The organism is Streptosporangium canum (genome assembly GCF_900113865.1).
Taxonomy (GTDB): Bacteria; Actinomycetota; Actinomycetes; order Streptosporangiales; family Streptosporangiaceae; genus Streptosporangium; species Streptosporangium canum.
Genome location: NZ_FOQY01000003.1, coordinates 366,393 through 388,820, shown reverse-complemented (window position 1 = coordinate 388,820; position 22,428 = coordinate 366,393). Strand labels below are relative to the sequence as shown.

Genomic DNA, 22,428 nt, shown 5'->3' with positions numbered 1-22,428 from the left:
CTCAGGACGGCCCGTCGAGGACCGCGCTCACCGCTTTCGCGGCGAAGTCGTCGTCGAGGGGGAGCCCTCTGAAGACCGTGCGCAACCACACCGCGCCGGCGAGCAGGTCCATGATCAACATTGGGTCGGCCGTGGCCGGCAGCTCGCCGCGCCGCCTCGCGCGGTCGAAGACGGCCTCCTCCCGGGCGAACCGGTGCGGCGATGGTGGCGGGAGGGCTGTCATGCGAGGTGATGCCGCAGGTCGTCGAGGCCGTCACCGGGCACGACCAGCTCGCCGCGCTGGCCGCCTATCCCGGGCGGGTGTGGCTGGTCAACGGCGCCCGCGACCCGTTCCGGAGCGGCGAGCGCGACTTCCTCCGCGCCTGCCGGAACGGACGCCTGATCCTGATCCCCCGCCGGGGGCACCTGGGCGTGATGGCGGACCCCGGCCCGCTGGCCCGGCTGGTGGGCGACCTGTGCGATCAGGTCGACCGGCCGGAGAGGGCGGTGGCGACGCCGAGCCCCAGGTAGACGATCCCGCTGAAGTAGCGCAGCACGTTCGAACGGTCGCGCAACCGCCTGCCGAGCGCGCCGGCGCCCGCGGCGTAGATCATGTCGGAGATCAGGCCGAGGAACAGGAGAGTGCCGCCCAGGAGGGCGATCTGCAGCGGCACCGAACCCGCGGCCGGATCCACGAACTGCGGCAGGAACGCCAGGAAGAACAGGATCACCTTGGGGTTGAGCACGTTGACGATCACGCCTTCGAGGAAGATCGCGCGCAGCGGCTGCGGCGTGGCCCGCTGGGCGGTGAGCTCCTGCCCGCCGATCAGCGTCCGGACGCCCAGATAGATCAGATAGGCCACTCCGGCCCACTTGATCACGTTGAAGAGCGTGGCGGACCGGGCGACCACGTAGGAGAGCCCGGCCGCCGCCGCCGCGATGTGCACCAGAGTGCCGGTCTCCACGCCGAACGCGCTCGCCAGTCCGGCCGCCCGTCCCTGGGCGATGCCCCGGGCGGCGATGTAGAGGTGGTTGGGGCCGGGCACCAGGACCAGTGCCAGGGACGCCACCGCGAAGAGCAGGAATGTGGACGGAGAGACCATGGTTCCGACCCTACGGCCGCTCCGATCCCGGGGTGAGGACCATTCGCCGGTGCCGTCCGTGGACCATTCGGCCTGCTGTCGGTGTGTCGTGACATACTCGCCGACGTGGGGTGGCAAAACGAGCACAGTGTTCTTATCGGGCGATTGGTGGAGCTCGACCGCCTGACCGTTGTGCTCGACTCGGCCGCCGCCGGCCTGGCCGGGGTGGCCCTCGTCGGCGGCGACGCGGGCATCGGCAAGACCCGGCTGGTGACGGAGCTGGGCGAGCGGGCCAAGGCCGCCGGCTTCGCCGTACTGGTCGGGCAGTGCGCCGAGCTCGGCGACGCGCTGCCGTACCTCCCGCTGGCGGACGCCCTGCGCAGCGCGCGGGGCGAGCTGCGCGCGGCGATCGACGCCCGGCCCGTCCTCGGCAGGCTGCTGCCCGGCGGCACCGACCTCGGCCCGGAGACCACCTCCGGCCTCACCCAGCAGCAGCTGTTCGGCTCGATGCTCGGGTTCCTGGCCGCGCAGCCCGTGCTGCTGGTCCTGGAGGACCTGCACTGGGCCGATCAGTCCACCCGTGACCTGCTGGTCTTCCTCAGCCGGATGCTGCAGACCGAGCGCGTCTGCCTGGTCGGCACCTACCGGACCGACGACCTCCACCGGCGCCACCCGCTGCGCCGGGTCCTCGCAGAGCTCAAGCGCCTTCCCTCGGTGACGGCCGTCGAGCTGAGCCCGCTCGACCGCGGTGAGATGGCCGACTACCTGGCCGCACTCGGCGGCGACGACGTCCAGATGATCCGCGAGGTCGTCGACCGGGCGGAGGGCAACCCGTTCTACGCCGAGGAGCTCCTGGAGGCGGCGATCGACGGCTCCCTGATGACCGACGGCCTGGCCAGCCTGCTGCTCTCCCGGGCGGAGCTGCTCTCCGACGCGGCCCAGCGGGTGCTCCGCGGCGCGGCCGTCGCGGGCCGGCGGGTCGACCACGACCTGCTCCGGGATGCCTCCGGCCTGGACGAGCTGGCCTTCGAGGAGGCCATGCGGGAGATCGTCTCGCGCGGCCTGCTCCGCACCAACGGGGAGTACGGCTACGCCTTCCGGCACGCCCTGCTCCAGGAGGCCGTCTACACCGATCTGCTGCCGGGCGAGCGGACCCGGATGCACTCCGAGTTCGCCCGCCTGCTCACCGTCCGCAAGGGCGCCGCCGCCGAGCTCGCCTACCACTACCTGGCCGGCCACGACCTCGCCGAAGCCCTGTCCGCCTCGGTGGAGGCCGGGCGGCGGGCCGAGCGCCTCGGCGCCCCCGCCGAGGCGCACCGCCACTTCGAGCAGGCGCTCGGCCTCTGGGACCGGGTCCCCGAGGCCGAGCGCCTCGCCGGGATGGACCACGTCCGGCTCGCGCTGCGCACCGCCGCCGCGGCGGCCGACATGGGAGACAACCACCGGGCCATCGCCTACGCCCGGCGGATCCCCCCGTCGGCCGAGGCCTCGGAGCGGCTCGCCTACTACCTCTACGACTCCGACGACGTGCCGGGGGCGATCACGGCCGCCGAGGCGGCCGTGGCCGCGGCCCCTGCCGGGACCCCCGTCCTTGCCAGGGCGCTGGCCACGCTCTCCCGCACGCTCAGCTGGGGCGCGCGGCACGCGGAGGTCAGACCCCTCGCCGACCGCGCGCTGGAGGTCGCCAGGGCCACGGGGGCGAGCGACGCGGAGAAGAGCGCGACGATCATGCTGGCCTCCTGCGCGGAGTTCGAGGGCGACCTCACCCGGGCGGAGGAGCTGTTCGGCTCCGCCGCCGCCCGTGACTCCGGCGACCTCGCCATGGACCTGCGCGCGATCTTCCACTACGCCCGGATCCAGTTCGAGCGCGGCTCCATGGCCACCGCCGCCGTGACCGCCGACCGAGGCGTGCGGCTGGCGAGAGACGCCGGCCTCACCTGGAGCACCTTCGGCACCGACCTGCGGTTCCTGCAGTTCCTGATCCGCTACATGGCGGGGGAGTGGACACAGGCCCAGGAGACGGCCGCCGGGTTCGGCACGCGCGTCGGCAAGGTCCCCGAGGCCATCCTCTCCTCCTTCGCGCTGTTCATCGAGGTCGCCATGGGGATGCCCGCGGTCGAGGAACGGCTCACCTGGCTCCGGCCGTTCTGGTCGGACTCCCTGGTCGCCTACATGTCCCGGGGCCTGGCCGCCGAGCACGCCCTCTGGCGGCAGGAGCCCGAGCTCGCCCTGCGACACGCGACCGCGGTCCTCGACACCATGGACTGCATCGACGTGGGCGGCATCCGCATCAGCGCGATCGCGCTGTGGGCGCTGGCCGACCTCGGCCGCACCGACGGCGCCGACGAGCTGCTCGCCCGCGCGCGGCGGGCGGCCAGGCCCGGGATGGGGTTCGAGGGGCGGGCCTGGCTGGCACGGGCGGAGGCCGAATGGCACCGCGCGCACGGCCGCGCCGACGTCGAGGCGTGGCGTGCGGTGGTCGAGGCGTTCGACGTCGGGTTCGTCTACGAGGCCGCGCGCTCCCGGTGGCGGCTGGCCGAGGCGCTGCTCGCCTCGGGGGAGCGCGTCGCGGCGCTGAAGGAGTGGGAGCGCGCCGTCGAGGACGCCGAGTCACTGGGCGCCCGGCCGCTGAGCGAGGCCCTGGCGGAGCTGGGCCGCCGGGCCCGGTTCGCCCCGGCGCAGGCGGGACTGCTCACCGGCCGGGAGCGGGAGGTGCTCGCCCTGGTGGCCGAGGGCCTGCCCAACCGTGAGATCGGCGAGCGGCTGTTCATCGCGCAGAAGACGGTGAGCGTGCACGTCTCCAACATCCTGGGCAAGCTCGGCGTCTCCTCCCGCACCCAGGCCGCCGCCGTGGCCCGCAAGGACGGCCTGCTCTAGCCGCTGCGGGTGGCGAGAGCCAGGTCGCGGACGACCTGGATGAGCTCGGCCGGATCGAACGGCTTGGTGAGGTAGGCGTCGACCCCGATGCCGAGCCCCCGGCGCTTGTCGTCCTCCTGAGCCCGCGCGGTGATCAGGACCACCTTGATGTGGCGGGTCTCCTCGTCACCCCGCAGCCTGGTGGCGGTCATCCAGCCGTCCAGCCGGGGCATCATGACGTCCAGCGTGATCACGTCGGGCATCACGTCGAGCACCCGATCCAGGCAGTTCTGCCCGTCGTAGGCGGTCTCCACCTGGAACCCCTCCAGGGTCAGGTTGACCGCGATGAGCTGTCGGATGACCTCGTCGTCATCCACCACCAATATCTTGCCCAGAACCTCGCCCACGGCCGTGAGGCTAACTCCTCCAAGGCGTGCCACGCGCGGTTTTCGGTGGATGCGTACGGACAGCTATCCGTTCACGGAAGGTTTCCCGGAAAGCGGCGAGGTCCTCGCGCCGCCTGTCATACGGCCTGTCCCGCCGCCTTTCTCATGGGCCGCGCCCATCGCCGCCGGCGTACGGCAGGGGCTCGACGGGGCGGCTGTGTGGAGTCCGTCATGGCTGAGACGAGGCGGCTGCGTGGAGGCCGTCATGGCCGATCGGCCCGGTGGAAGCTACCGGCGGCGGTCCGTCCCGGCTTCCGGTCCGAGCGCGTTCCGCCCCCCGTCGGGCGGAGCGAGATCGCGTGCAGTAACCAGCGTGTGACGGCATCCGCGTACGGCCGAATTCGTGCGCGGAGCCCCACTGACATGGAGGTGCCAAGCCTGTAGGCTCCCCGATGTCGATCTTGCGGCGCTATAAGCGCTTCGCGAAGATTGTCCTCGTGGGTGACCAACGCCCACATCAAGGAATCTTGATACAGCTACCGCTTAAAGGGGACCAAACTATGAAGACCACCATGAAGCGCCTGTCCGCCGGGATGGCCACCGCTGTCGCCGCCACCGCCGTGGCCGTCACCCTGCTGCCGGGCGTGGCCTCCGCCCAGGTGATCAGCCGGATTTACTCGTACACCACGAAGGGCGCGAACCAGTGCCACAGCGCCGCCAACGCGGCCGGCCCCGGTTACTACTGCACCACGACCACGATTGCCGGCACCAAGTACTGGGCCCTGGCTCACGCCTAGAAGCTGTTCCGCCATTTGATCGTTGCGTCACTTCCCGCCGCGGTGATCGCGGCGTGTGCGGGATCTGACCGATGAGCGGCAGCGGATATCGGGGCCGATGCTTCCGGATACGGCCGGACGTGCTCGTCCGGCCGTATGGCTGAAAACCGGCTCGCCTGTCTCCTCGCCGCTGATGGGCGACTGTTCTGTGGGCCGGAACAGGCGCCGCTTACCCGAGGGCTTACCGGGCCGGGTGGCGACGTGCCGGTGAAGCCGCTCCGCGCCCTGCCGAGCTCGCGCTCCCGGTAGCTCGACGGCTGTAAAAACCCCAGCCCACCTCCCTGTGCAGCTCTAGATCAACTCCCTGTGTACGGGCGTCCGAGCGTTATCCACAGAACTCGGTTCGGCTCCTCGGGGAACACCCCCTCCCGCGCATCCTGAGGCCTCGATCGTTCATCGAGCCCAGGGAGGGCACGCATGATCACGACAGTCTTCACCGCCACCGTCCTCGCGGTGGCCCTCGCAGGGGGCCCTCAGGCCTCTCCTGCCCGTCCCTGCCCGCAGGCCGCCGACGGCTGGAGGCGCCTGCTGTCCGAGGCCGAGTTGCCGGACGGTGTCCGGAGATGGTTCGGAGCAAGAGTCCGTCTCGTGCTCGCCACTGCCTGCGGGGCCGGCCGCACGAGCCCGGAGTTCCCGCCTCGGGCCGTCCGGGGCGACGCTGAGGACATTCTCTCCGGCAGTCGCGTCCCCCGGTCCCCGGACGCCACCGTCTCCGGCCCCGGATCTTCCTCCGGTTCCGGATCTTCCTCCGGTTCCGGATCCTCCGGCGGGGCCGGTTCCTCCGGACCTGGATCGCCCACGCGGGTCCGTCAACCGGCCGTCGTCTCCTCCGCCAGGCCGGAGGTCTCCCGTGCCCCATCAGGCCCATCCCGTGCCCCGTCGGCCTCCACCCGGCGGTCAGGTCTCCTCTCGCCGGGGCAGACGGCGGTGGCCGCGGCGCTCCGCCAGGTCGGCAGGCCGTATGTCTGGGGCGGCGGTTCCAGCGCGGGCCCGACCGGTGGTGGCTTCGACTGCTCCGGCCTCGCGCTGCACGCCTGGTCCAGGGCGGGAGCCGCGCTCACCCACTACACCGGCAGCCAGTTCCGGCAGGGGCGCCGCGTGCCGTTCTCCCAGCTCCGTCCCGGAGATCTGGTCTTCTTCGGAGGCGGCACCGGAGACCCCACCCACGTCGGCGTCTACGTGAAGAACGGGGTCATGGTGCACGCTCCCAAGACCGGCGACGTCGTCAGGACGACGGACTTTGCCGCCTCCACCTACTACCGATCGCGCTACCGGGGAGCGGTCCGTCCGGCCCCTCGGACAGCTATCAGTTGAGGGCCGGTGCCCCTGAGGTCGTCTACTTCGCGCTACGAGTGTCGGTTCCCCTCAAGATGCTGGTAATCTAATCACTCGTTGGCCCCCTTAGCTCAGGGGATAGAGCACCGGCCTCCGGAGCCGGGAGCGCAAGTTCGAATCTTGCAGGGGGCACACAAGCCAGGCCAGCCCGAACACGGGCCTGACCTGCGGACAGAACGCCGAAACGGGCGGGACTCCAGTCTCACGGAGTCCCGCCCGTTCTCATTGGCGCTCGCTGGTTGTGGGCCAGTCCTGAGCCAGGATGAAGCATCCCTTTGGCCTCAGAGGCGGGGCCTGCCGGCGGGGGTGACGGTCGCCTTGGTGGCGCTGAGATGATCTTGTAGTTCGGCGTGGCGGAACTGGTAGAAGGGGCCCACGGTCCGCAGGACGCCCAGGTGGTGCAGATCGTGCAGGAAGCGCATCAAGCGGAACGGCAGCCGGCCTGATGGCCCGAGGTGTACCAGGGCGATGGTGGACATCAGCCACATGTGCTGGCGTTTGTTCACCAGGCCGAACGCTATGCCGCAGATGATGCCCATCCCCGCGTCCACGGCCGCGGACGGGTGAGGCGGCACGATGGACGCCTCATTCATGAAATCGACGGCGAAGCCGACGATCGCCCCCAGGAGCAGTGCGTTCATCAATTGCAGACCCACGAGGCCTCGGTTGACCCGCCAGGTGGATTGCGGGGTGACGGCGGCGGTGAACGGGGGGAGCCGATTCTCGTCCGCTTCGGCGGGCTTCTTGTCCTGCAGCCGCGAGACCCGCAGGGTCACCCAGCCGATGCCGAGCGCTGAGAACAGGCCGGCCAGGCCCATCTTCCAGCCGTGCACCCAGGCGTTGTAGCCCACCGCCGGCAGGCCGAGGCCGACCGGCAGGATGAGGAAGATCATTCGCATGTCGGACAACAGACCGCGGGTGAAGTCCTGCAGCCGTTGCCGTACGCGCAGTGGAGCGAAGTCGGGGGTGCGGGCGGCCTGCATCGCGGACAGACCGAAGAAGATGCCGAAGATCGAGCCGAAGACCGGCCCGTAGGTCAGCATGGCGGTCAACGCGGCGGGGAGTGCGAACACCAGACCGCTCAAGGCACTGATCCAGGTGCGGGCGAGCGCGCGCTGCGTCCGGGAGGCGGGCAGCGCCTGGTCGGTCAGCCGCCACCAGGCCAGGTCATGACCGCCGGATTCGGCCTGTAGGCGTGCCAGCCGGTTCGTCCATTCGGTGATGCCGGCCGGATCCCATACTGTGGGCCGGATCGTGGTGCGTGCGTTCAGCAGCGCACCAAGGACATTGTCGAGCAGGTGAGCTCGTAGGGCCCGCGCGTCGTCGGCGTACTCGGTCGCGAGCGGAGCCGGGTCGGCGTCCGGCTGGTCGATGTAGACGGCCCGGACCAGCCATAGGCCCAAGGCGGTGGAGGTGACATCGGCCAGGGCCGGCGCGGCGCCCTCCCTGAGGGCGCGCAAGACCTTGGTCCACGCCGAGGACGAGGAGAGCGCGGGCAAAGCGGCGCTCAGGTAGTTCGCCACGATGTCGGGGTGCAGCGCCTTGGGCGCGATGACGGCGGCGGCTTTGAGCGGGCGCCGCGCGGCGGTGACCGCGTTGCCGTACTCGGTGGTACGCGACGTGATGATCACCTGATCGCGTTCCATGAGCGTGTCGGACAATTTCTCGATCACCTTGGCGCGGGCGGGCTCCGGCAGCTCGTCGAGGCCGTCGAGAATGGCCAGAATCGAGCCACGGGCCGCCAGGACGTCGGCGCCGTCCTGCCGGTTGCCCGGCGTGCGCAGGGCGGCGTAGTCGGTGCGCACCCGCTCGGCCACCCAGTCCTGGAACCGAGGACGGGCTTCGATGTCCCAGTCGGCGACGGGCAGGAGCACCGGGACCGGGTCGTCGTCAGCACGCGTGCGGATCAGTTCCAGCATCAATTGGATGGCCAGCGTGGTCTTGCCTGTACCCCGGCCTCCGGTGATGACCAGGCGGCGACGGCGCAGCGCGCGGAAGGCGACGGCGAGCGCGGCGATGTCGTCCGATCGGCCCGACACCGCCGGCTCACGGTCGGCGATCAGGTGCGGGTGATCCATGAGCTTGGTTCGGCGGGTCATGTGCCAGGAGACCGGGATGGGCGGATCGCCCAGAGAACGCGTCACCACCTCATCGCTCCACCGGTCGTGGACCAGCTGGGCGAGCTCCCGCATGGTCTCGGTGACGGTTCCGGCGGCGGGGGCGAGCACGCGCCCCGTCCGTTCGACGACCAGACCGGCCACCACCGCCGCCACGATGGTGCCGGCGAGCCAAGAGCCGCTCCACACGCCGTCGTTGAGCACCTGGTTGGCGGCTACCGACACCACGACCGGCGCGAGCACCATGGACAGCCATAACAGCCAGGCCCGCCACTTCCGTTCGCCCACCATGGCGGCCATCGTAGTGATCGTGCCCTGCGGCGGGCGGCCTTCCGTCGCGTTAAAGTCGCGTTTAAGAGGATGAAGTATCCAGGGACCATCGCGCCACTGGCCTGGGCGGCCGACGGGCTCCTGCTCGGACCGCTCAGCTCGAGGTTCTGGGACGTGCTTGCCGCGCAAGGCCGGGAACGCGCCCGGTCCGCAGCGAGAAAGGCCGCCGATGGGGCGGCCGATCCCTCGTGCCCGCAGTCTGAAAATCAACCCGACCCGGCGATCGTTTCCGGTGACAGCACGGGCTACGCGCCTTCGGCGCCGGACTGTTCATCCGTGCCGGGTCGCTCTGCCATCAGGTAGGCGCGTACCGCGTGGTCGTAGCGGGCCCGGTCGACGTTCCACGCCTCGGTGTGCTCACCCTGCGCGAACTCTTCGAAGGTGATGTCCCAGTTCAATCGCCGGCCCGTGGCCACCAGGCCGCGGGCTTCTTCGATCGGATGATCGGTATCCGGAGTGGTGTGGATCAACAGCAGCGGTGGCCTGACCTTGGGCGGGTAGCGGATAAGGCTGAGGCGGTCCACATCCACACCGGTCCTCCACTGGACGACCTGGTTCGACAGCGGGGCGACGAAGGCAGGCAGGTGGTAGTTCCGCGCGCCCTGCTCGGCCGTCATCCGTACGTCGATCATCGGTGCATCCATGATCACCCTGTTGACCAGCCCCGCCAATTCCGACCTGGCCAGGAACTGCCCGACGATCTGTCCGCCCATCGACGTTCCGTACAGCACGAACCGCTTGGCCCCCAACTGCTGTGCTCTGCGCAGCGCGGCCTCCAGATCACGCCACTCCGAGTCACCCAGATGGAGCAGCCTGTCGGGGGAATCCGGCGCGCCTTCATCGTTGCGGTAGCTGATGTCCAGGAAAGGCAGTTCAAGGTCGCGCACCACGGGAAGGACCTTCAGTTCGGCCTTGCGCCGCCCGTTCTGCCCGTGCACAGCCACGAACCACGTGGTCCCTCTGCCAGGCACATACCAGGCGGGGGCGGGTCCCAACTCGGTCGGAATCATGATCTCGGAGAAGTCGACTCCCCAGGCCACTTTGGGATCGCCTGGCGGGACATTGCCGAAGTGTCCCGGTGTCCCCAGGGAAGGCATGGTGCCGCGCAGTACCTGGCGCGTGACCTTCCCCGGCGATCGCGCCACGATGCTGCCCAGCATGGTGTACGAGCCCGTCCACTCCAACCAATAGGTGCCGGGTTTGGTTGTCTCGTGGGTCTCGGTCAGTGTGACCGTTCTATCCCCCACGGCGAGTACGTTGGTGTTGCTCTCGCCGTAGTGAACGACCTTCACGCCGGCTTCGCTGCCGGACCAGGCGCCGAACGCGACTCCGCCCAGCACCAGAACCAGCGCGATGACCAGGGCCTTCTTAAACACTGAGGCCATTGAGAATCCTCCGTACGTTCCGCTCGCACAATTCCCTGAATGCGATTTCGTCCAGCCCGATGCGCCCTCCGAGGTAAAGCTGGACCAGGCCCTGGGTAGCCGAGGTCAACGCCAAGGCGGCTTCCAGCGGAACGTCTGTCCGCAGGATTCCGGCCGCCATTCCGTCCTCGATGATCGACACGATCCGTTCGAAGGCGGGCGAGCCGCCACTCTTGAAGTCGTCGGGAAAATGCCTGGCCTGCTCGTGCTGGTCGGTCATCACGAACCTGTACAGGTGCGGGCTGCCCAGGGCGAAGTCGAGGAAATCATGCATGAGGCCGATCAGCCTGGCCTGCCAGTCGCCTGCCTCGGCTCGCGCACCCCAGTTCTCTGCGAGTTCGCGCAAGGTCGCATCGGCCACGGCCTGCAGCAGCGCCTGCCGATTCGGATAGTGCCGGTAAATGGCCATCGGGGTGATCCCCACGATGCCGGCGACGCGGCGCATACTCACGGCCTCCGCGCCTTCGTGGATGAGGATGTCCCGCGCCACCTCGGCGATCTTCTCCGTGGTACTCATGTATACACCGTATACAATATGGTTAACGGTGTATACCGATTGGGGTCGGGAATCTCCGGATCATGTATCGCCGTGCCGACGCTCCCCGGACGTCCCGCCTCCGGGCGCCCTGGGGCGCGCACGCCGAGTTCGACCCGGTCCACGGCGCGGCGTCGGTGTGCCGGTGTCCGGGCCTGCCGGCAGGGGGCCGCGCGGTAGCCGTCTCGCCGGTCCGTCCGCATGTGGACGGCGGAGCGGCGGCGCCTAATTTAGTCTTGACTTAAATAAGTAGAGACTGAAATAGTGCATGAGTGCACGCGTTCGACGTCCTCGGCGATCCGGCGCGACGCCGAATACTGGAGCTCCTCGCCGACGGAGAGCAGGCCGCCGGCACCGTCAGCGAGGTCATCCGGGCAGAGTTCGGCATCTCGCCATCCGCGGTGTCGCAGCACCTGCGTGTACTGAGGGAGTCGGGTGTCGTCACTGTCCGTCCGGACGGTAGGCGGCGCCTCTACGCGGTGCAAGCAGCACCTCTGCAGGAGGTCGACATCTGGCTGGAGCAGTTCCGGCAGTTCTGGAGCCGGCGCCTGGACGCGTTGGCCACCGAACTCGTCCGCGGCAAGCGCGAACACCGTGAACAGCGCGACAACGGTGCGAACACTGCCGGGACACCGGATCGTCATCAGGAACCCAAGTCCGTCAGCGAGGAGGACAAGTGATCGACATCGTCGACCAGATCAACGCCACCCGGCGTGAGGTGGGCAATCAGGCGGTTGCCGCCGGTGAAGGGCGGTCGGTGCTGCCGCGCCGGGTCTACGACGCTCCGACCGAGGAGGGCTGGAGCTACGACGCTCCGACCGAGGAGGGCTGGAGCGCCCGCACCGACCCGGAGCGGTTCGGCCGATGGCGGGGCCCGGTCGAGGGCGACCTGCGCGTCGGCGGGCGGCACCTCGCCCCCGAGACCAGCGGTGACCGCTGATGACCCACGACGTCACCTCCGCCGCCGGCAGGGCGCCCAGGGCAGTCTCCCGGTCGACGAGGACGCTGCTGGCCTGCGGCATTGTCGCCGGACCGCTCTACATCGTCGTGGTCGTTCTGCAGATGCTCACCAGGGACGGATTCGACATCAGCCGGCACCCGGCCAGCATGCTGAGCAACGGCGACCAAGGATGGATCCAGATCGCCAACTTCGTGGTCAGTGGCCTGCTGTTCGTGGCGTGTGCCATCGGGTTGCGCCGGGTCCTCGGCCCGGGGGCGAGTCCGGGAGGTACGTGGGGACCACGGCTGATCGGTGTCTTCGGTGCCGGGATGCTCGGCGCGGCCGCTTTCTCCGCCGACCCCGCCGACGGCTTCCCGCCGGGCACTCCGCTGGGCATTCCGACCACGATGAGCTGGCACGCAGCGGTGCACTTGCTGGTCGCCGGACTCGCCTTCCTCGCGCTCGTCGCCGCGTGCTTCGTCTTCGCCCGGCGGTTCGTCGCGGCCCGCCGTACCGGTTGGGCGGCCTTCAGCGGCGTGACCGGCGCGGCTTTCCTCGCCTCCTGGAGCTTGATCTTCGCCCTGCAGGGATCCCGCCCGGCCAACGTCGCCTTCGCCGTCGCGATCGGCCTCGCCCTGGCATGGGCGTCGCTCCTCGCCGCGCATCATCGGCCGCCGATCGGCGACGGAGTGAAACCGGACGAAACCACCGGCGCGCAGCGCCGGTAAGTGCGCCGACGCGGTACGTTCGACCCACCGGCGAACGGCGGACCGACGCGGGCGAACACCGGATGGCATCCGCCGCGCGAGCGACCCGGACGATGGCGGGAGGCTGAGGTGACGGAGACGACCGTGGCCGAGGTGATGGCCGAGCTGGCCGCGCTCGATGACCCGAAGGCGCGCGAGGTCAACAGGAGACACGGTGACGATCACGGTGTGAACCTCGGCAAGCTGCGCGCGCTCGCGAAGCGGCTGAAGACGCAGCAGGAACTCGCGCGCCGGCTCTGGGAGACGGCTGACACCGCGGCGAGGCTGCTGGCGATCCTGATCTGCCGCCCGAAGGCGTTCGAGCGAGACGAGTTGGACGTCATGGTGCGCGAGGCGCGTACACCCAAGGTGCACGACTGGCTCGTGAACTACGTGGTCAAGAAGAACCCGCACGTAGAAGAGCTGCGCCTGGCCTGGTCCGCCGATCCGGATCCGGTGGTCGCGAGTGCCGGCTGGGCGCTGACCACCGAACGCGTGGCCAGGAAGCCTGAGGGCCTCGACCTCGCAGGACTGCTCGACGTCATCGAGGCGGAGATGAAAGACGCCCCGGATCGCCTGCAGTGGGCGATGAACCACTGTCTGGCGCAGATCGGGATCGAGCACGCCGAGCACCGTGCCCGTGCCATCGACATCGGTGAGCGGCTGGAGGTGCTCAAGGACTACCCGACCCCCCCGAACTGCACGTCTCCGTTCGCGCCCATCTGGATCACCGAGATGGTGCGCCGAGCGTCCACCTCGGCCTCGACCGCGGTTGGATGACAAGGACACCGTCTGCGACGCTCTCCGGAGCCGGGAGCGCAAGTTCGAAACTTGCGGGGGGCACACGGCACGTCTCTACGGGCACCCACGTCACGTGGGTGCCCGTTTCTCATCACGCGAGTCGGTCCATGACCGTTCTGGCCTGTGCCTCAGCTGCCGTTGTCGTGCTCCGGTGTGCCCGGCGGACGGCTTCTCAGCTGCCGAGCCTGCGGAACCTGCGCACCGACAGAGGGAGGAAGATCGCGGTCAACAGCAGTGGCCACACAACCGCCATGGGCATCGCATTTTGCGCGATCCAGGACTCACCTCCCCAACCGGGGTTGCCGAAGAGTTCACGGGTCGCCGAGGCCGTCGCGGAGAGCGGGTTCCACGCGGCGATCGCGCCGAGCCAGGCCGGCATGGTGGCCGGATCGACGAACACGTTGGACAGGAAGCCGACGGGCCAGACCAGGATCTGGACGGAGGCCAGCGATTCGGGTCCTCCGGCGACGAGCCCGATGAGGATGCCGGCCCAGAGCAGGGCGGCGCGCAGCAGCAGGAGCAGCCCGACGGCGGCCAGCGCGGCGGCGGGCCCGCCGTGCCAGCGCCAGCCCAGCAGCAGCCCGGCCCCGATCATGATGGACAGCCCGACGATCGAGTTGAGCATGTCCGCGGCACACCGGCCCAGGACGACCGCGGAGGCGCTCATGGGCATCGAACGGAACCGGTCGGTCACCCCTCTGGACGCGTCGGTGGCGACCGCCGTCATCGTGGTCTCCAGGCCGAAGAGCATGGTCATGGTGAACATGCCCGGCATCAGGAACTCGAAGTAGCCGCCACCGCCGGGGACGCTGATGGCGCCGCCGAAGAGGCCGCCGAACATCAGAACGATCATGACGGGGAAGGCCCAGCCGACGATGACCGCGCCGGGCCGGAGTGCCCAGTGGTTCAGGTCGCGGCGGGTGATGGTCCAGGCGTCCGTCAGCGCCCAGCCGGCTCGGGACAGCGGGGAGCGGCCGGGGAGGGGGGAGGTGGTGGTGCTCAAGCCGATGCCTCCGTGGCGGTAGTGGGGCCGGTGGTCGTGGCTGCGCGGCGAGCGTCGCCACCCGCGGCGCGAGATGCCTCCGTGGCGGTAGCGGAGCCGGTGGTCGTGGACCGGTGTGCGGCGGGGGTCGCGCCGCCTGCCGGGGTGGCCGGCGGGTCGCCCGTCAGCTGGAGGAAGACCTCGTCGAGGGTGGGGCGGCGCAACGTGATGTCGGCCGGCTCGATCCCGGCGTCACCGAGTGCGGTGGCCACCTCGACGAGAGCCCTGGTGCGCCGGTCGACCGGGACGCTGACCCGGCGGGCTCCGCCGTCGAGGTGGATCTCGCCGGACGCGACCCGCGCGGCGATGGCCGCCGTCGCGGCCACGTCCGCGGGTTCGGCGAGCACGATGTCCAGCCAGTCGCCACCGATGGCGGACTTCAGCTCCTCGGGGGTGCCCTCGGTGACGACCCGGCCCGCTCGGAGCATCGAGATCCGGTCGGCGAGCCGGTCGGCCTCCTCCAGGTACTGGGTGGTGAGCAGCACCGTCGTGCCGGAGTCGACCAGATCGCGGATCGCGGTCCACACCTCCCGGCGGGCGGCCGGGTCCAGCCCGGTCGTCGGCTCGTCCACGAAGAGCACCAGTGGCGTGACGATCAGACTCGTCGCGAGGTCGAGTCGCCTGCGCATGCCGCCGGAATACTTCCCCACCGGCTTTCTGCCGGTCTCCGTCAGGGAGAAGCGCTCCAGCAGCTCGTCCGCGCGCCTGCCCGCCGCCGTGGAGGAGAGGTGGTTCAGCCGGCCGAACATCACCAGGTTCTGCCGTCCGGTCAGGATCTCGTCGACGGCCGCGTACTGGCCGACCAGTCCGATGTGCTCGCGTACGCGCCGTGGCTGCGTCCGCACGTCGAACCCGGCCACGCTCGCGTGTCCCGAGTCCAGGTCGAGAAGCGTGGACAGGATCCGGACGGCCGTGGTCTTCCCCGCGCCGTTGGGGCCCAGCAGGCCGCAGACCGTGCCGGCCGGCACGCGCAGGTCGAATCCGTTGAGCCCCGCTCCGTCCACGCCTCCCGCATAGCTCTTGCGCACGCCCTCCGCGGTGATCGCAGATTCAGTCGCTCTCACAGTCACCTTTTCCCTGTCCCGGCCGGGATCCTCCGGCCTTCCGGCGGTGCTTCGCCGACATATCGTAGCCTGTACCGTATGGCGTACGGTTCAGATGCGAGGGGGTTAACGACGGAGATCCGAGGGTTGTTCCCGCGACAGGGAAAAAGGTGCGGGCCTCATGCCGCCCGCGCCGGCTGCGTGACGGCGGGCACGCCGGATTCAGGCCCCCGCCCGGCCGTACGGCCCGCCAAGAACGTGCGTGGAGTGTGGTCTACGAGGTACTTGCCCGGCCGTACGGCCTGTGAGGGTCTTGTGTGGTCGGACCACCCGCGAGGTATTTGCCCGGCCGTACGGCCTGTGACGGTCTTTCGTGGAGTGCGGTCCGCGAAGGACTCGCCTGGTGCGTACGGCCTGCGAGGCGTCTGCGCGGAGTACGGCCCCGGCGTGGTGGGGCGTCGGCTGGGGAGGCGGTTGTCCGGGAGAGGGGGCGCCGCTCCGTGGGGCCCCGGCCGCGCCGCTCCGTGGGGACCCGGCCGCGCCGCTCCGTGGGGACCCGGCCGCCGCGATGGGCGGGGTCCCGGAGCCGACCGGCTATCTGTCCATGGCCCCTGTGTCCATGGCCTCTGCTCTGTCTGCGACCCCTGCCAGGCTATGACCCCTGCCAGGCGTGGAACAGCCGGAGGCTCTCCGTGAGCTGGGAGTGCAGCGGGTGCGGCAGCGTGTCCGGCGCGAACCAGTCCAGCTCGTCGAACTTGTGAGGTTCGCCGATGGCGACTCCGGCGGGGTCCACCTCGACCGCGAAGATCACGGCGACCCAGTGGGAGGCGGGCTCCTGCCGGAGGACGTTGCGCACGCCGATCGTCTCGATCTTCAGCGCGTCGGTCGAGTACTCCTCGCGGACCTCCCGTGCGACGGCCGTCTCGAACGATTCGCCGTATTCGAGCGCTCCGGCGCCGCAGTCCCAGGTGCCGGGCTCGTCCCGCGCGCCGGCCCCGCGCCGGGCCAGCAGCACCCGGCCGTGGCCATCGTGGCAGATGAACACGCACGAGACGGCGGGCGTCTTCCGGGTCGGCCCGGCGACGGGCTCGGACGGCCGTACGGGACCGTCCGGAGACGGGGTGGCGCTCATGTCGGTGCTCCCTCCGTTGCCAGAAATGGCCGGGTGTCAGAGAAACGGCCGGTTGTCAGAGGCGGCTGGTCGTCAGAGGCGTTCGGCTGTCAGAAGTGGTCGGGCAGCTGGGAGAACCTCTGCAGCAGCAGCACTCCTCCGTCGGCCGGGTCGAGCTCGCTCTGCTCCAGCGCCCAGGTGTTGTCGTTGGGGATGAAGACCGCGTTCATGCCCGCCTGCCGGGCGGGGAGGATGTCGGACTTCGGGGAGTTGCCGATCATCCAGCTCGTCGTGGGAGTCAGCCCGTGCTCCCGTGTGAGCCACCGATAGGTGTCGAGGTTCTTCTCCGCCACGATGTGGATGTCGCGGAAGTGGGGCGCGAGTCCCGAGACGTCCAGCTTGCGCTGCTGCTCGTCCATGTCGCCCTTGGTGAGCAGGAGCAGGTCGTGCCGGCTGCCGAGATCGGCGAGCGTCTCGGCGACGCCGGGGACGAGCTCCACCCGGTGCTCGACGAGGGCCGCCACCAGCTCGTCGAGGTGGCGGCGCTCCGCGGCGGTCGCCGGCCGTTCGCGCAGCCGTTCCAGGCACTCGCCGAGACTGCGCAGGAACATCTTGCTGCCGTACCCGTGGGTGACCGCGTTCGCCGCCTGGATGTCGTCGAGAATGGCGCGGATCTCGGTCCTGTCGAGCGTCGGATGCTCCAGCCAGTGCGTGAAGTCGTCGATGACGCGCTCGAACAGGACGTTGTTCTCCCACAACGTGTCGTCGGCGTCGAAGACGAGCACCTGACCTGTGAGTCTCAAGCCGACTCCTCCTCGATGGGCTCCGTGGCGCGCTGACACGTGGCTCCGTGGCCCAGGGGACCGTGCGGCGCGACCTCGGCGAGAGCTGTCAGGTCCATGCCTCCCCCGTCTTCTTGCCGGCCAGCGAACAGTACCAACTAGTACCACGAGCCTCATATCCATATATCTGCCGCCCCAGGAGGGGCCGGCGGACCGCCGGGTGTGCCGTTCCGGGAGCCGGTGCCCCCGGTCCAGGTGTGGAGCCGGCGCCCCCCGGTCCGGGCGTGGCGGAGGGGCCCGCCGTCCGGCCCTCATGTGGCCGGTACGGCTGACACCGGGGGCTGGCGGTCGCATCCGAGCTGTGATGCGATCTTGTGACAGCCCGAAAGGGTGCCAATCGCATAAAAATGGTTATCGTTCTCTCGGTGTCATGTCGAGGGCCGCCTCCGGGCGGCTCGGCAACGCGCGGGGCCGCCGCGCCGTACCGCAAAGGATGATCACGTGGACAGGAGCCGGCGCGGGACGCGCTTTCCGATCTCGGCGGGGACGCGCGGAGGCGTCCGGCCGGGGGCAAGGGCCGTCGCCGTGCTGGGCGTGGCCGTGCTGGCCGCCCTGGCGGCCTGCGGTGGCCAGGGGAGCGCGGGGCAGGCGGAGGGACGGCTCGTCCTCGCGGCTCCGCGCGATCTCGCGGCCGGTCCGGAGGATCCGTACTTCACCCATCGGACGCTGCGGGTGTGGGAGCCACTGGTGACGTTGGACGACGAGATGCGTCCGGCGCCGGCGCTGGCGACGGGATGGGAGCGTGCCGACAGGGGGCGGAGATGGACGTTCACCCTGCGCGGCGGCGTGAGGTTCAGCGACGGGACGCCGCTGACCGCCGAGGCGGTCGTCGCCAACATCGAGCGGTTCCGGCGGATCGCGCCCAGGCCGTCCGCCTTCTTCAGCCTCGACGCGGGCATGGAGGCGGCCTACGGCAAGCTCGCCGGCGTGCGCGCCGAGGCGGGGAAGGTCGTGTTCACCCTGGCCGAGCCGGTCGCCGACCTGCCTGCCCGGCTGGCCGACTTCTACAGCATGATCCAGGCGCCGTCGGCGTTCGGGCCCGGCGGGGACTTCACCGGCAAGCCGGTGGGCACGGGGCCGTACACGCTGGCCTCCTGGTCGAAGGGGCAGCAGGTGGAGCTGGCCGCCAACCCGGGCTACTGGGGCGGCAAGCCGGCCTTCGACAGGATCGTGGTGCGGACGATCCCGGATGCCAACGCGCGGGTGGCGGCGCTGCGGGCCGGCGAGGTCGCCGGGCTGATCGACAAGGGCGCGCTGCTCCCCGGGCAGGTGGCGGCGGTCGCCGCCGACGGCAGGTTCCGGGTCACCCGGACCCCCTCCGTGCTCACCCACTACCTGACCTTCAACGCCTCCCGGAAGCCGTTCGCGGACCCGAGGCTGCGCGAGGCGGTGGACCTGGCGATCGACCGGAAGGCCATCGCCGGCAAGCTGCTGGCGGGTACGGCGGCGCCGGGCTCGCCGTTCCTGTCGCCGGTCTTCGGCGCCCTCTCCGACCCCGGCGTCCGCTCGGCGTACGATCCCGCCGGGGCCCGCCGGCTCGTCGACGCGGCGGGCCGCCCGGCCCGGCCGGTCTCCATCCTGATCTCGTCGTCCGAGACCGGCCAGTTCCCCTACACCGACATCGCCGAGGTGTTGCGCGCCGATCTCGAGGACGCGGGCCTGCCCGCCCGCGTGAACGTGGCCGAGGCGACCAGGGCGGTGATGGAGGCCGGAGACTACGACCTCTTCCTGAGCGCCTACAGCGTGCCCAACGGCGACCCCGACTACCTGTTCCGCCGATTCCTGCGCTCCGACGCGGCCTGGAACCGCGACCGCAATCTGGGCTACCGCAGTGACGTGTTCGACCGGCTGATCGACCGGGCCGCGGCCGCCGGCGGCGCGGACGAGCGTCGCGAGCTCTACCACGGGGTCCAGCGGCTGCTCGCCGACGACCGGCCGATGATCCCGCTCGCCTACCAGGACAACCCGGTGGTGACGAGCACCGCGGTGACGGGTCTGGTGCAGAGCCCGGCCTATCTGGTCGACCTCGCCAAGCTGGCGCCGTCGCGGTGACCCGCGCCCTGCGGCGGGTGGCGGAGACGCTCCTGGTCCTGCTGGTGCTGTCGGTGCTGACCTTTCTTTTGACGTCGCTGGCGCCCGGGGACCCGGCGGAGGAGATCCTCCGCCGGGGCGGCGTCCAGCCCACCGCGGAGAGCGTGGCCGTCCTGCGGGGCGAGCTCGGCCTCGACCGGCCGCTCTTCTCCCGCTACCTCCGGTGGCTGCTCGGCGTGCTGCGGGGCGACTTCGGGCGCTCCTACGCCGACCGCGCGCCGGTGGCCGCCGAGATCCTGTCCCGGGTCCCGGCGACGCTGCGGCTGGCCGGGACGGCCTCACTCATCGCGGTCGGGCTCGCGGTGCTCGTGTCGGTCCGCGCCGCGCTCCGGCCGCGTGCCCTCGACAGCCGGATCGCGCGGGTGGTGACGGTGGCGGTCGCCGCCGTCCCGCCGTACATCGTCGGCATCCTGCTGATCAGCGTGGTCGCCGTCGGCATGCGGGCGCTGCCGACCGGTGGGGACGGCTCCCCGGGAGCCGTGATCCTGCCCGCGGTCACCCTCGGCCTGGCCGGAACGGCCACGCTGCTGCGGCTGTTACGGGCCGACCTGGCGGCCGTGGCGCGGCTGCCCTTCGTCAAGCTCGCGGTGGCCAAGGGCCTGAGCGCGCGCCGTACCGTCATGGTGCACGCGCTGCGCGCGGCCGCGCCCGGTGCGATCACCGCGGCCGGCGTCGTGCTCGCCGAGCTGCTGGCCGGCGCGGTGATCGTCGAGACCCTGTTCGCCTGGCCCGGTGTGGGGCAGCTCGCGGTGACGGCGATCCGGCAGCGGGACATCCCGATCGTCCAGGCGTACGTCCTGCTCACCGCGCTCGCGACCGTGCTGGTCCTGACCCTGGCCGACCTGTGCGTGTCGGTGGCCGACCCCCGGGTGCGACGGTGACGGGCCGCCGTCCGCGGATGCCCGCAGGCGGCGTCGCCGGCGCCCTGCTGTTCGGCGCGATCGTCCTGTTCTGCTGCGCGGCGCCCGTGCTGTCGCCCTACGACCCGCACCGGCCGGACCTGGCGCGGGCCCTGCTCCCGGTGAGCGGGGAGCACTGGCTCGGGACCGACCAGCTCGGCCGCGACCTGCTCACCAGGACGGCCGAGGCGGGCCGCGCCTCGCTCCTGCTCGCGTTCGCCGTCACCGCCGTCACCACCTCGGTCGGCACGGTCGCCGGCGCCGTGGCCGGGCTGGTGGGCGGCCGGCCCGACCGGCTGCTCCGGCTGGCGGCCACGGTGGCGCTCGCGCTGCCCGGTCTCACGCTCGCGCTGGCCCTGGCCGGCGTGCTGCCGCCCGGTCCGGGCGCCGTCCTCATCGCCCTCGTGCCGCTGGGGTGGGTGAGCTGCGCGCTCGTCGTCCGTGCCACGGTCCTGCGGACGGCGGCGTCCGACCATGTGCTGGCGAGCCGGGCCATGGGCGCCTCGCCGCTCCATCTGCTGCGCCGCACCATCGTCCCGCACACGATCGGGCCCGCCCTCACCGTCGCCACCGGCGACCTGGCCAAGACCCTCGTCGCCGCCACCTCGCTGAGCTTCCTCGGCATCGGCCCGCCCCCGCCGCACGTCGACTGGGGCGGGATGGTCAACGAGGCGACGGCCCTGCTCGTGGTCACACCGCGGCTCGCGGTCGTGCCGGCGGTCGCCCTGGCTCTGGCGAGCCTGGGGGTCACGCTCGTGACCGACGCGCTCCGCGCCGCTCACCCCACGGGGTGAGCGGGTGCGTCCTGCCCCTGACGACGTAGCCGTTGTGGGGCGCCTCGCACGAGTCGGTGCCGGCGATCGGCTTCACCGATTCCGGCCATCGCCATCCGGGTCCGAACGTGGCCACGCCGAAGCACAGCCCCGGCAGGTCGAACACGCCGATGTGCCCCATCGGGAAGTCGCGACGCTCATCTGGTTTGTCGGTGCCCTTCACCTTGATCATGATCGTGCCCCCTTACCCTCGCATTCGAGCCTTACACCACCAATGCCGCCAACCAAGATTGATCACTGTTTTGACCTGCGATAACAGCGATTTATGACCGGTTGTGGCGGGTGGAGTCGCGGAAGATCACGGGACCGTTCCAAGGAGAGTGCGCATAATTGAGCACCCCTCATGACTAGCGGAGAAAAGTTTCACCACTATTTCGGACAAGGGTGGCTATGGTCTAGGCTCCATCGCTTATGTGGGCGGAACCGCCCGGTTCGGCGTTCCGCCGCCGGGGCCATCGGGTGTGATACCGGTGTCCGCCCATGTCGCCAGGCACGTGATCGGGGATCAATGGGAGCGATGTGATGGAGCAGCACACGCCGTATGCGGCTCTGGACGACGGCGAGGGACTGCCGGGGTCAAGAGGAGAGCACATCCTCCAGAGACTTTTCGCCACCAGGGAGCGGGCGGAGCGGTTCTACGAGCGTCAGGTGGTCGACCGCCTGACGCCGCACATGCGGGATTTCATCGCCCGGCAGGAAATGGTCTTCGTGGGGACCGCCGACGCCGCCGGCAACTGCGACACCTCGTTCCGGGCGGGGCCGCCCGGCTTCGTCCACGTGGTGGACGACGGGAGGCTGATGTATCCGGAGTTCCGGGGCAACGGCGTCCTCGCCAGCTTGGGCAACATCATGGAGAACGCGCACATCAGCCTGCTGTTCGTCGACTTCTTCGAAGACCTCGTGGGACTGCACGTCAACGGTCCGGCGACCATCACGACCGCCTACGACGCGGCCCGCCGTTACGGGCTGGCCGACGAGGACCGCACCGCGCCCGGCCGCCGGGCCGAGCGATGGGTCATGGTCGAGGTCGAGGAGGCATACATCCACTGCTCCAAGCACATCCCCCTGCTGACCAGACAGGACCGCAGGGAGCGAGGGCCGCAGGCCCGCAGGCCGGCGGGAGACGACTACTTCGGTGTCGGGCGGGTGAGGTCCGTCGCTCGGGAGCCGGAAGAGGCGGGAAAGTCGACCGGGTGACAA

At 70.5% G+C, this 22,428-nt stretch carries 23 protein-coding genes and 1 tRNA gene; 13 read left to right on the top strand and 11 right to left on the bottom strand.

Annotated elements, in window-relative coordinates; genetic code table 11:
• Position 1: 1 nt before the first annotated feature.
• Positions 2-223 (bottom strand): TetR-like C-terminal domain-containing protein, encoded by a 222-nt coding sequence (locus tag BM085_RS06415; RefSeq protein ID WP_245789153.1) that lies wholly within the window; start codon positions 221-223, stop codon positions 2-4.
• Positions 224-231: 8 nt separating this feature from the next.
• On the opposite strand from BM085_RS06415, the gene BM085_RS06410 reads away from it, so the two are divergent.
• The gene (locus BM085_RS06410) at positions 232-510 is read left to right on the top strand and encodes a hypothetical protein (protein WP_177244979.1); all 279 of its coding nucleotides are present in this window, start codon (positions 232-234) and stop codon (positions 508-510) included.
• Here BM085_RS06410 and BM085_RS06405 read toward each other — a convergent pair.
• Positions 462-1,082 (bottom strand): LysE family translocator, encoded by a 621-nt coding sequence (locus BM085_RS06405; protein WP_093886071.1) that lies wholly within the window; start codon positions 1,080-1,082, stop codon positions 462-464. The two genes, BM085_RS06410 and BM085_RS06405, sit on opposite strands and share 49 nt — an antisense overlap.
• Positions 1,083-1,163: 81 nt before the next feature.
• Here BM085_RS06405 and BM085_RS46725 point away from each other — a divergent pair, with 81 nt between their 5' ends.
• Positions 1,164-3,938: a helix-turn-helix transcriptional regulator gene (locus BM085_RS46725; protein ID WP_342742865.1), complete on the top strand. Its 2,775-nt coding sequence runs from the start codon at positions 1,164-1,166 to the stop codon at positions 3,936-3,938.
• Here BM085_RS46725 and BM085_RS06395 read toward each other — a convergent pair.
• Positions 3,935-4,324: a response regulator transcription factor gene (locus tag BM085_RS06395; RefSeq protein ID WP_231509385.1), complete on the bottom strand. Its 390-nt coding sequence runs from the start codon at positions 4,322-4,324 to the stop codon at positions 3,935-3,937. The two genes, BM085_RS46725 and BM085_RS06395, sit on opposite strands and share 4 nt — an antisense overlap.
• A 539-nt stretch (positions 4,325-4,863) precedes the next feature.
• Here BM085_RS06395 and BM085_RS06390 point away from each other — a divergent pair.
• From BM085_RS06390 to BM085_RS06380, 3 genes are all read left to right on the top strand, one after another.
• Positions 4,864-5,100 carry a hypothetical protein gene (locus BM085_RS06390; RefSeq protein ID WP_093886069.1) on the top strand — a complete coding sequence of 79 codons (237 nt, stop codon included), beginning with the start codon at positions 4,864-4,866 and terminating at the stop codon, positions 5,098-5,100.
• 966 nt (positions 5,101-6,066) lie between these two features.
• Positions 6,067-6,453: a C40 family peptidase gene (locus tag BM085_RS45735; protein WP_093886068.1), complete on the top strand. Its 387-nt coding sequence runs from the start codon at positions 6,067-6,069 to the stop codon at positions 6,451-6,453.
• A gap of 81 nt (positions 6,454-6,534) precedes the next feature.
• Positions 6,535-6,606: transfer RNA gene (locus BM085_RS06380), tRNA-Arg, on the top strand.
• A gap of 149 nt (positions 6,607-6,755) precedes the next feature.
• Here the strand turns inward: BM085_RS06380 and BM085_RS06375 are convergent.
• The 3 genes from BM085_RS06375 to BM085_RS06365 form a co-directional block, all read right to left on the bottom strand.
• Positions 6,756-8,882: an NACHT domain-containing protein gene (locus BM085_RS06375; protein WP_177244978.1), complete on the bottom strand. Its 2,127-nt coding sequence runs from the start codon at positions 8,880-8,882 to the stop codon at positions 6,756-6,758.
• Between the two features lie 284 nt (positions 8,883-9,166).
• Entirely contained in the window at positions 9,167-10,306 is a 1,140-nt protein-coding gene (locus BM085_RS06370) for an alpha/beta hydrolase family protein (RefSeq protein WP_093886066.1), read from the bottom strand.
• Positions 10,290-10,862 (bottom strand): TetR/AcrR family transcriptional regulator, encoded by a 573-nt coding sequence (locus BM085_RS06365; RefSeq protein WP_093886065.1) that lies wholly within the window; start codon positions 10,860-10,862, stop codon positions 10,290-10,292. Before BM085_RS06365 ends, BM085_RS06370 begins: the two co-directional genes overlap by 17 nt.
• Positions 10,863-11,152: 290 nt before the next feature.
• Between BM085_RS06365 and BM085_RS06360 the strand changes: the two genes are divergently transcribed.
• From BM085_RS06360 to BM085_RS06345, 4 genes are all read left to right on the top strand, one after another.
• Positions 11,153-11,560: an ArsR/SmtB family transcription factor gene (locus BM085_RS06360; RefSeq protein WP_093886064.1), complete on the top strand. Its 408-nt coding sequence runs from the start codon at positions 11,153-11,155 to the stop codon at positions 11,558-11,560.
• The gene (locus BM085_RS06355) at positions 11,557-11,820 is read left to right on the top strand and encodes an SRPBCC family protein (RefSeq protein WP_218158627.1); all 264 of its coding nucleotides are present in this window, start codon (positions 11,557-11,559) and stop codon (positions 11,818-11,820) included. Before BM085_RS06360 ends, BM085_RS06355 begins: the two co-directional genes overlap by 4 nt.
• Complete coding sequence (locus tag BM085_RS06350; protein ID WP_093886063.1) at positions 11,820-12,548, top strand: DUF998 domain-containing protein; 729 nt, start codon at positions 11,820-11,822, stop codon at positions 12,546-12,548. Before BM085_RS06355 ends, BM085_RS06350 begins: the two co-directional genes overlap by 1 nt.
• A gap of 135 nt (positions 12,549-12,683) precedes the next feature.
• Positions 12,684-13,346 (top strand): DNA alkylation repair protein, encoded by a 663-nt coding sequence (locus BM085_RS06345; RefSeq protein ID WP_093886163.1) that lies wholly within the window; start codon positions 12,684-12,686, stop codon positions 13,344-13,346.
• 193 nt (positions 13,347-13,539) lie between these two features.
• On the opposite strand, the gene BM085_RS06340 is transcribed toward BM085_RS06345, so the two are convergent.
• The 4 genes from BM085_RS06340 to BM085_RS06325 form a co-directional block, all read right to left on the bottom strand.
• Complete coding sequence (locus BM085_RS06340; protein ID WP_093886062.1) at positions 13,540-14,370, bottom strand: ABC transporter permease; 831 nt, start codon at positions 14,368-14,370, stop codon at positions 13,540-13,542.
• Positions 14,367-15,473, bottom strand: coding sequence for an ATP-binding cassette domain-containing protein (locus BM085_RS06335; protein WP_093886061.1), 1,107 nt, complete (start codon positions 15,471-15,473; stop codon positions 14,367-14,369). Before BM085_RS06335 ends, BM085_RS06340 begins: the two co-directional genes overlap by 4 nt.
• Before the next feature lie 631 nt (positions 15,474-16,104).
• Entirely contained in the window at positions 16,105-16,584 is a 480-nt protein-coding gene (locus BM085_RS06330; RefSeq protein ID WP_093886060.1) for an NUDIX domain-containing protein, read from the bottom strand.
• Positions 16,585-16,673: 89 nt separating this feature from the next.
• Complete coding sequence (locus BM085_RS06325) at positions 16,674-17,366, bottom strand: HAD family hydrolase (RefSeq protein ID WP_093886059.1); 693 nt, start codon at positions 17,364-17,366, stop codon at positions 16,674-16,676.
• A 480-nt stretch (positions 17,367-17,846) separates the two neighbouring features.
• On the opposite strand from BM085_RS06325, the gene BM085_RS06320 reads away from it, so the two are divergent.
• The 3 genes from BM085_RS06320 to BM085_RS06310 are packed head-to-tail and all read left to right on the top strand — an operon-like array spanning position 17,847 to position 21,189.
• Positions 17,847-19,457, top strand: a complete 1,611-nt coding sequence (locus BM085_RS06320) for an ABC transporter substrate-binding protein (protein WP_143120825.1) — start codon at positions 17,847-17,849, stop codon at positions 19,455-19,457.
• Positions 19,454-20,377 (top strand): ABC transporter permease, encoded by a 924-nt coding sequence (locus tag BM085_RS06315; protein ID WP_093886057.1) that lies wholly within the window; start codon positions 19,454-19,456, stop codon positions 20,375-20,377. The genes BM085_RS06320 and BM085_RS06315 overlap by 4 nt, the downstream gene beginning before the upstream one ends.
• 17 nt (positions 20,378-20,394) lie before the next feature.
• Positions 20,395-21,189 (top strand): ABC transporter permease, encoded by a 795-nt coding sequence (locus tag BM085_RS06310; protein ID WP_093886056.1) that lies wholly within the window; start codon positions 20,395-20,397, stop codon positions 21,187-21,189.
• Here BM085_RS06310 and BM085_RS06305 read toward each other — a convergent pair.
• Positions 21,143-21,400, bottom strand: a complete 258-nt coding sequence (locus BM085_RS06305) for a cupin domain-containing protein (protein ID WP_245789152.1) — start codon at positions 21,398-21,400, stop codon at positions 21,143-21,145. The two genes, BM085_RS06310 and BM085_RS06305, sit on opposite strands and share 47 nt — an antisense overlap.
• A 350-nt stretch (positions 21,401-21,750) precedes the next feature.
• Between BM085_RS06305 and BM085_RS06300 the strand changes: the two genes are divergently transcribed.
• Positions 21,751-22,425 (top strand): pyridoxamine 5'-phosphate oxidase family protein, encoded by a 675-nt coding sequence (locus BM085_RS06300; protein ID WP_093886055.1) that lies wholly within the window; start codon positions 21,751-21,753, stop codon positions 22,423-22,425.
• Positions 22,426-22,428: the final 3 nt, after the last annotated feature.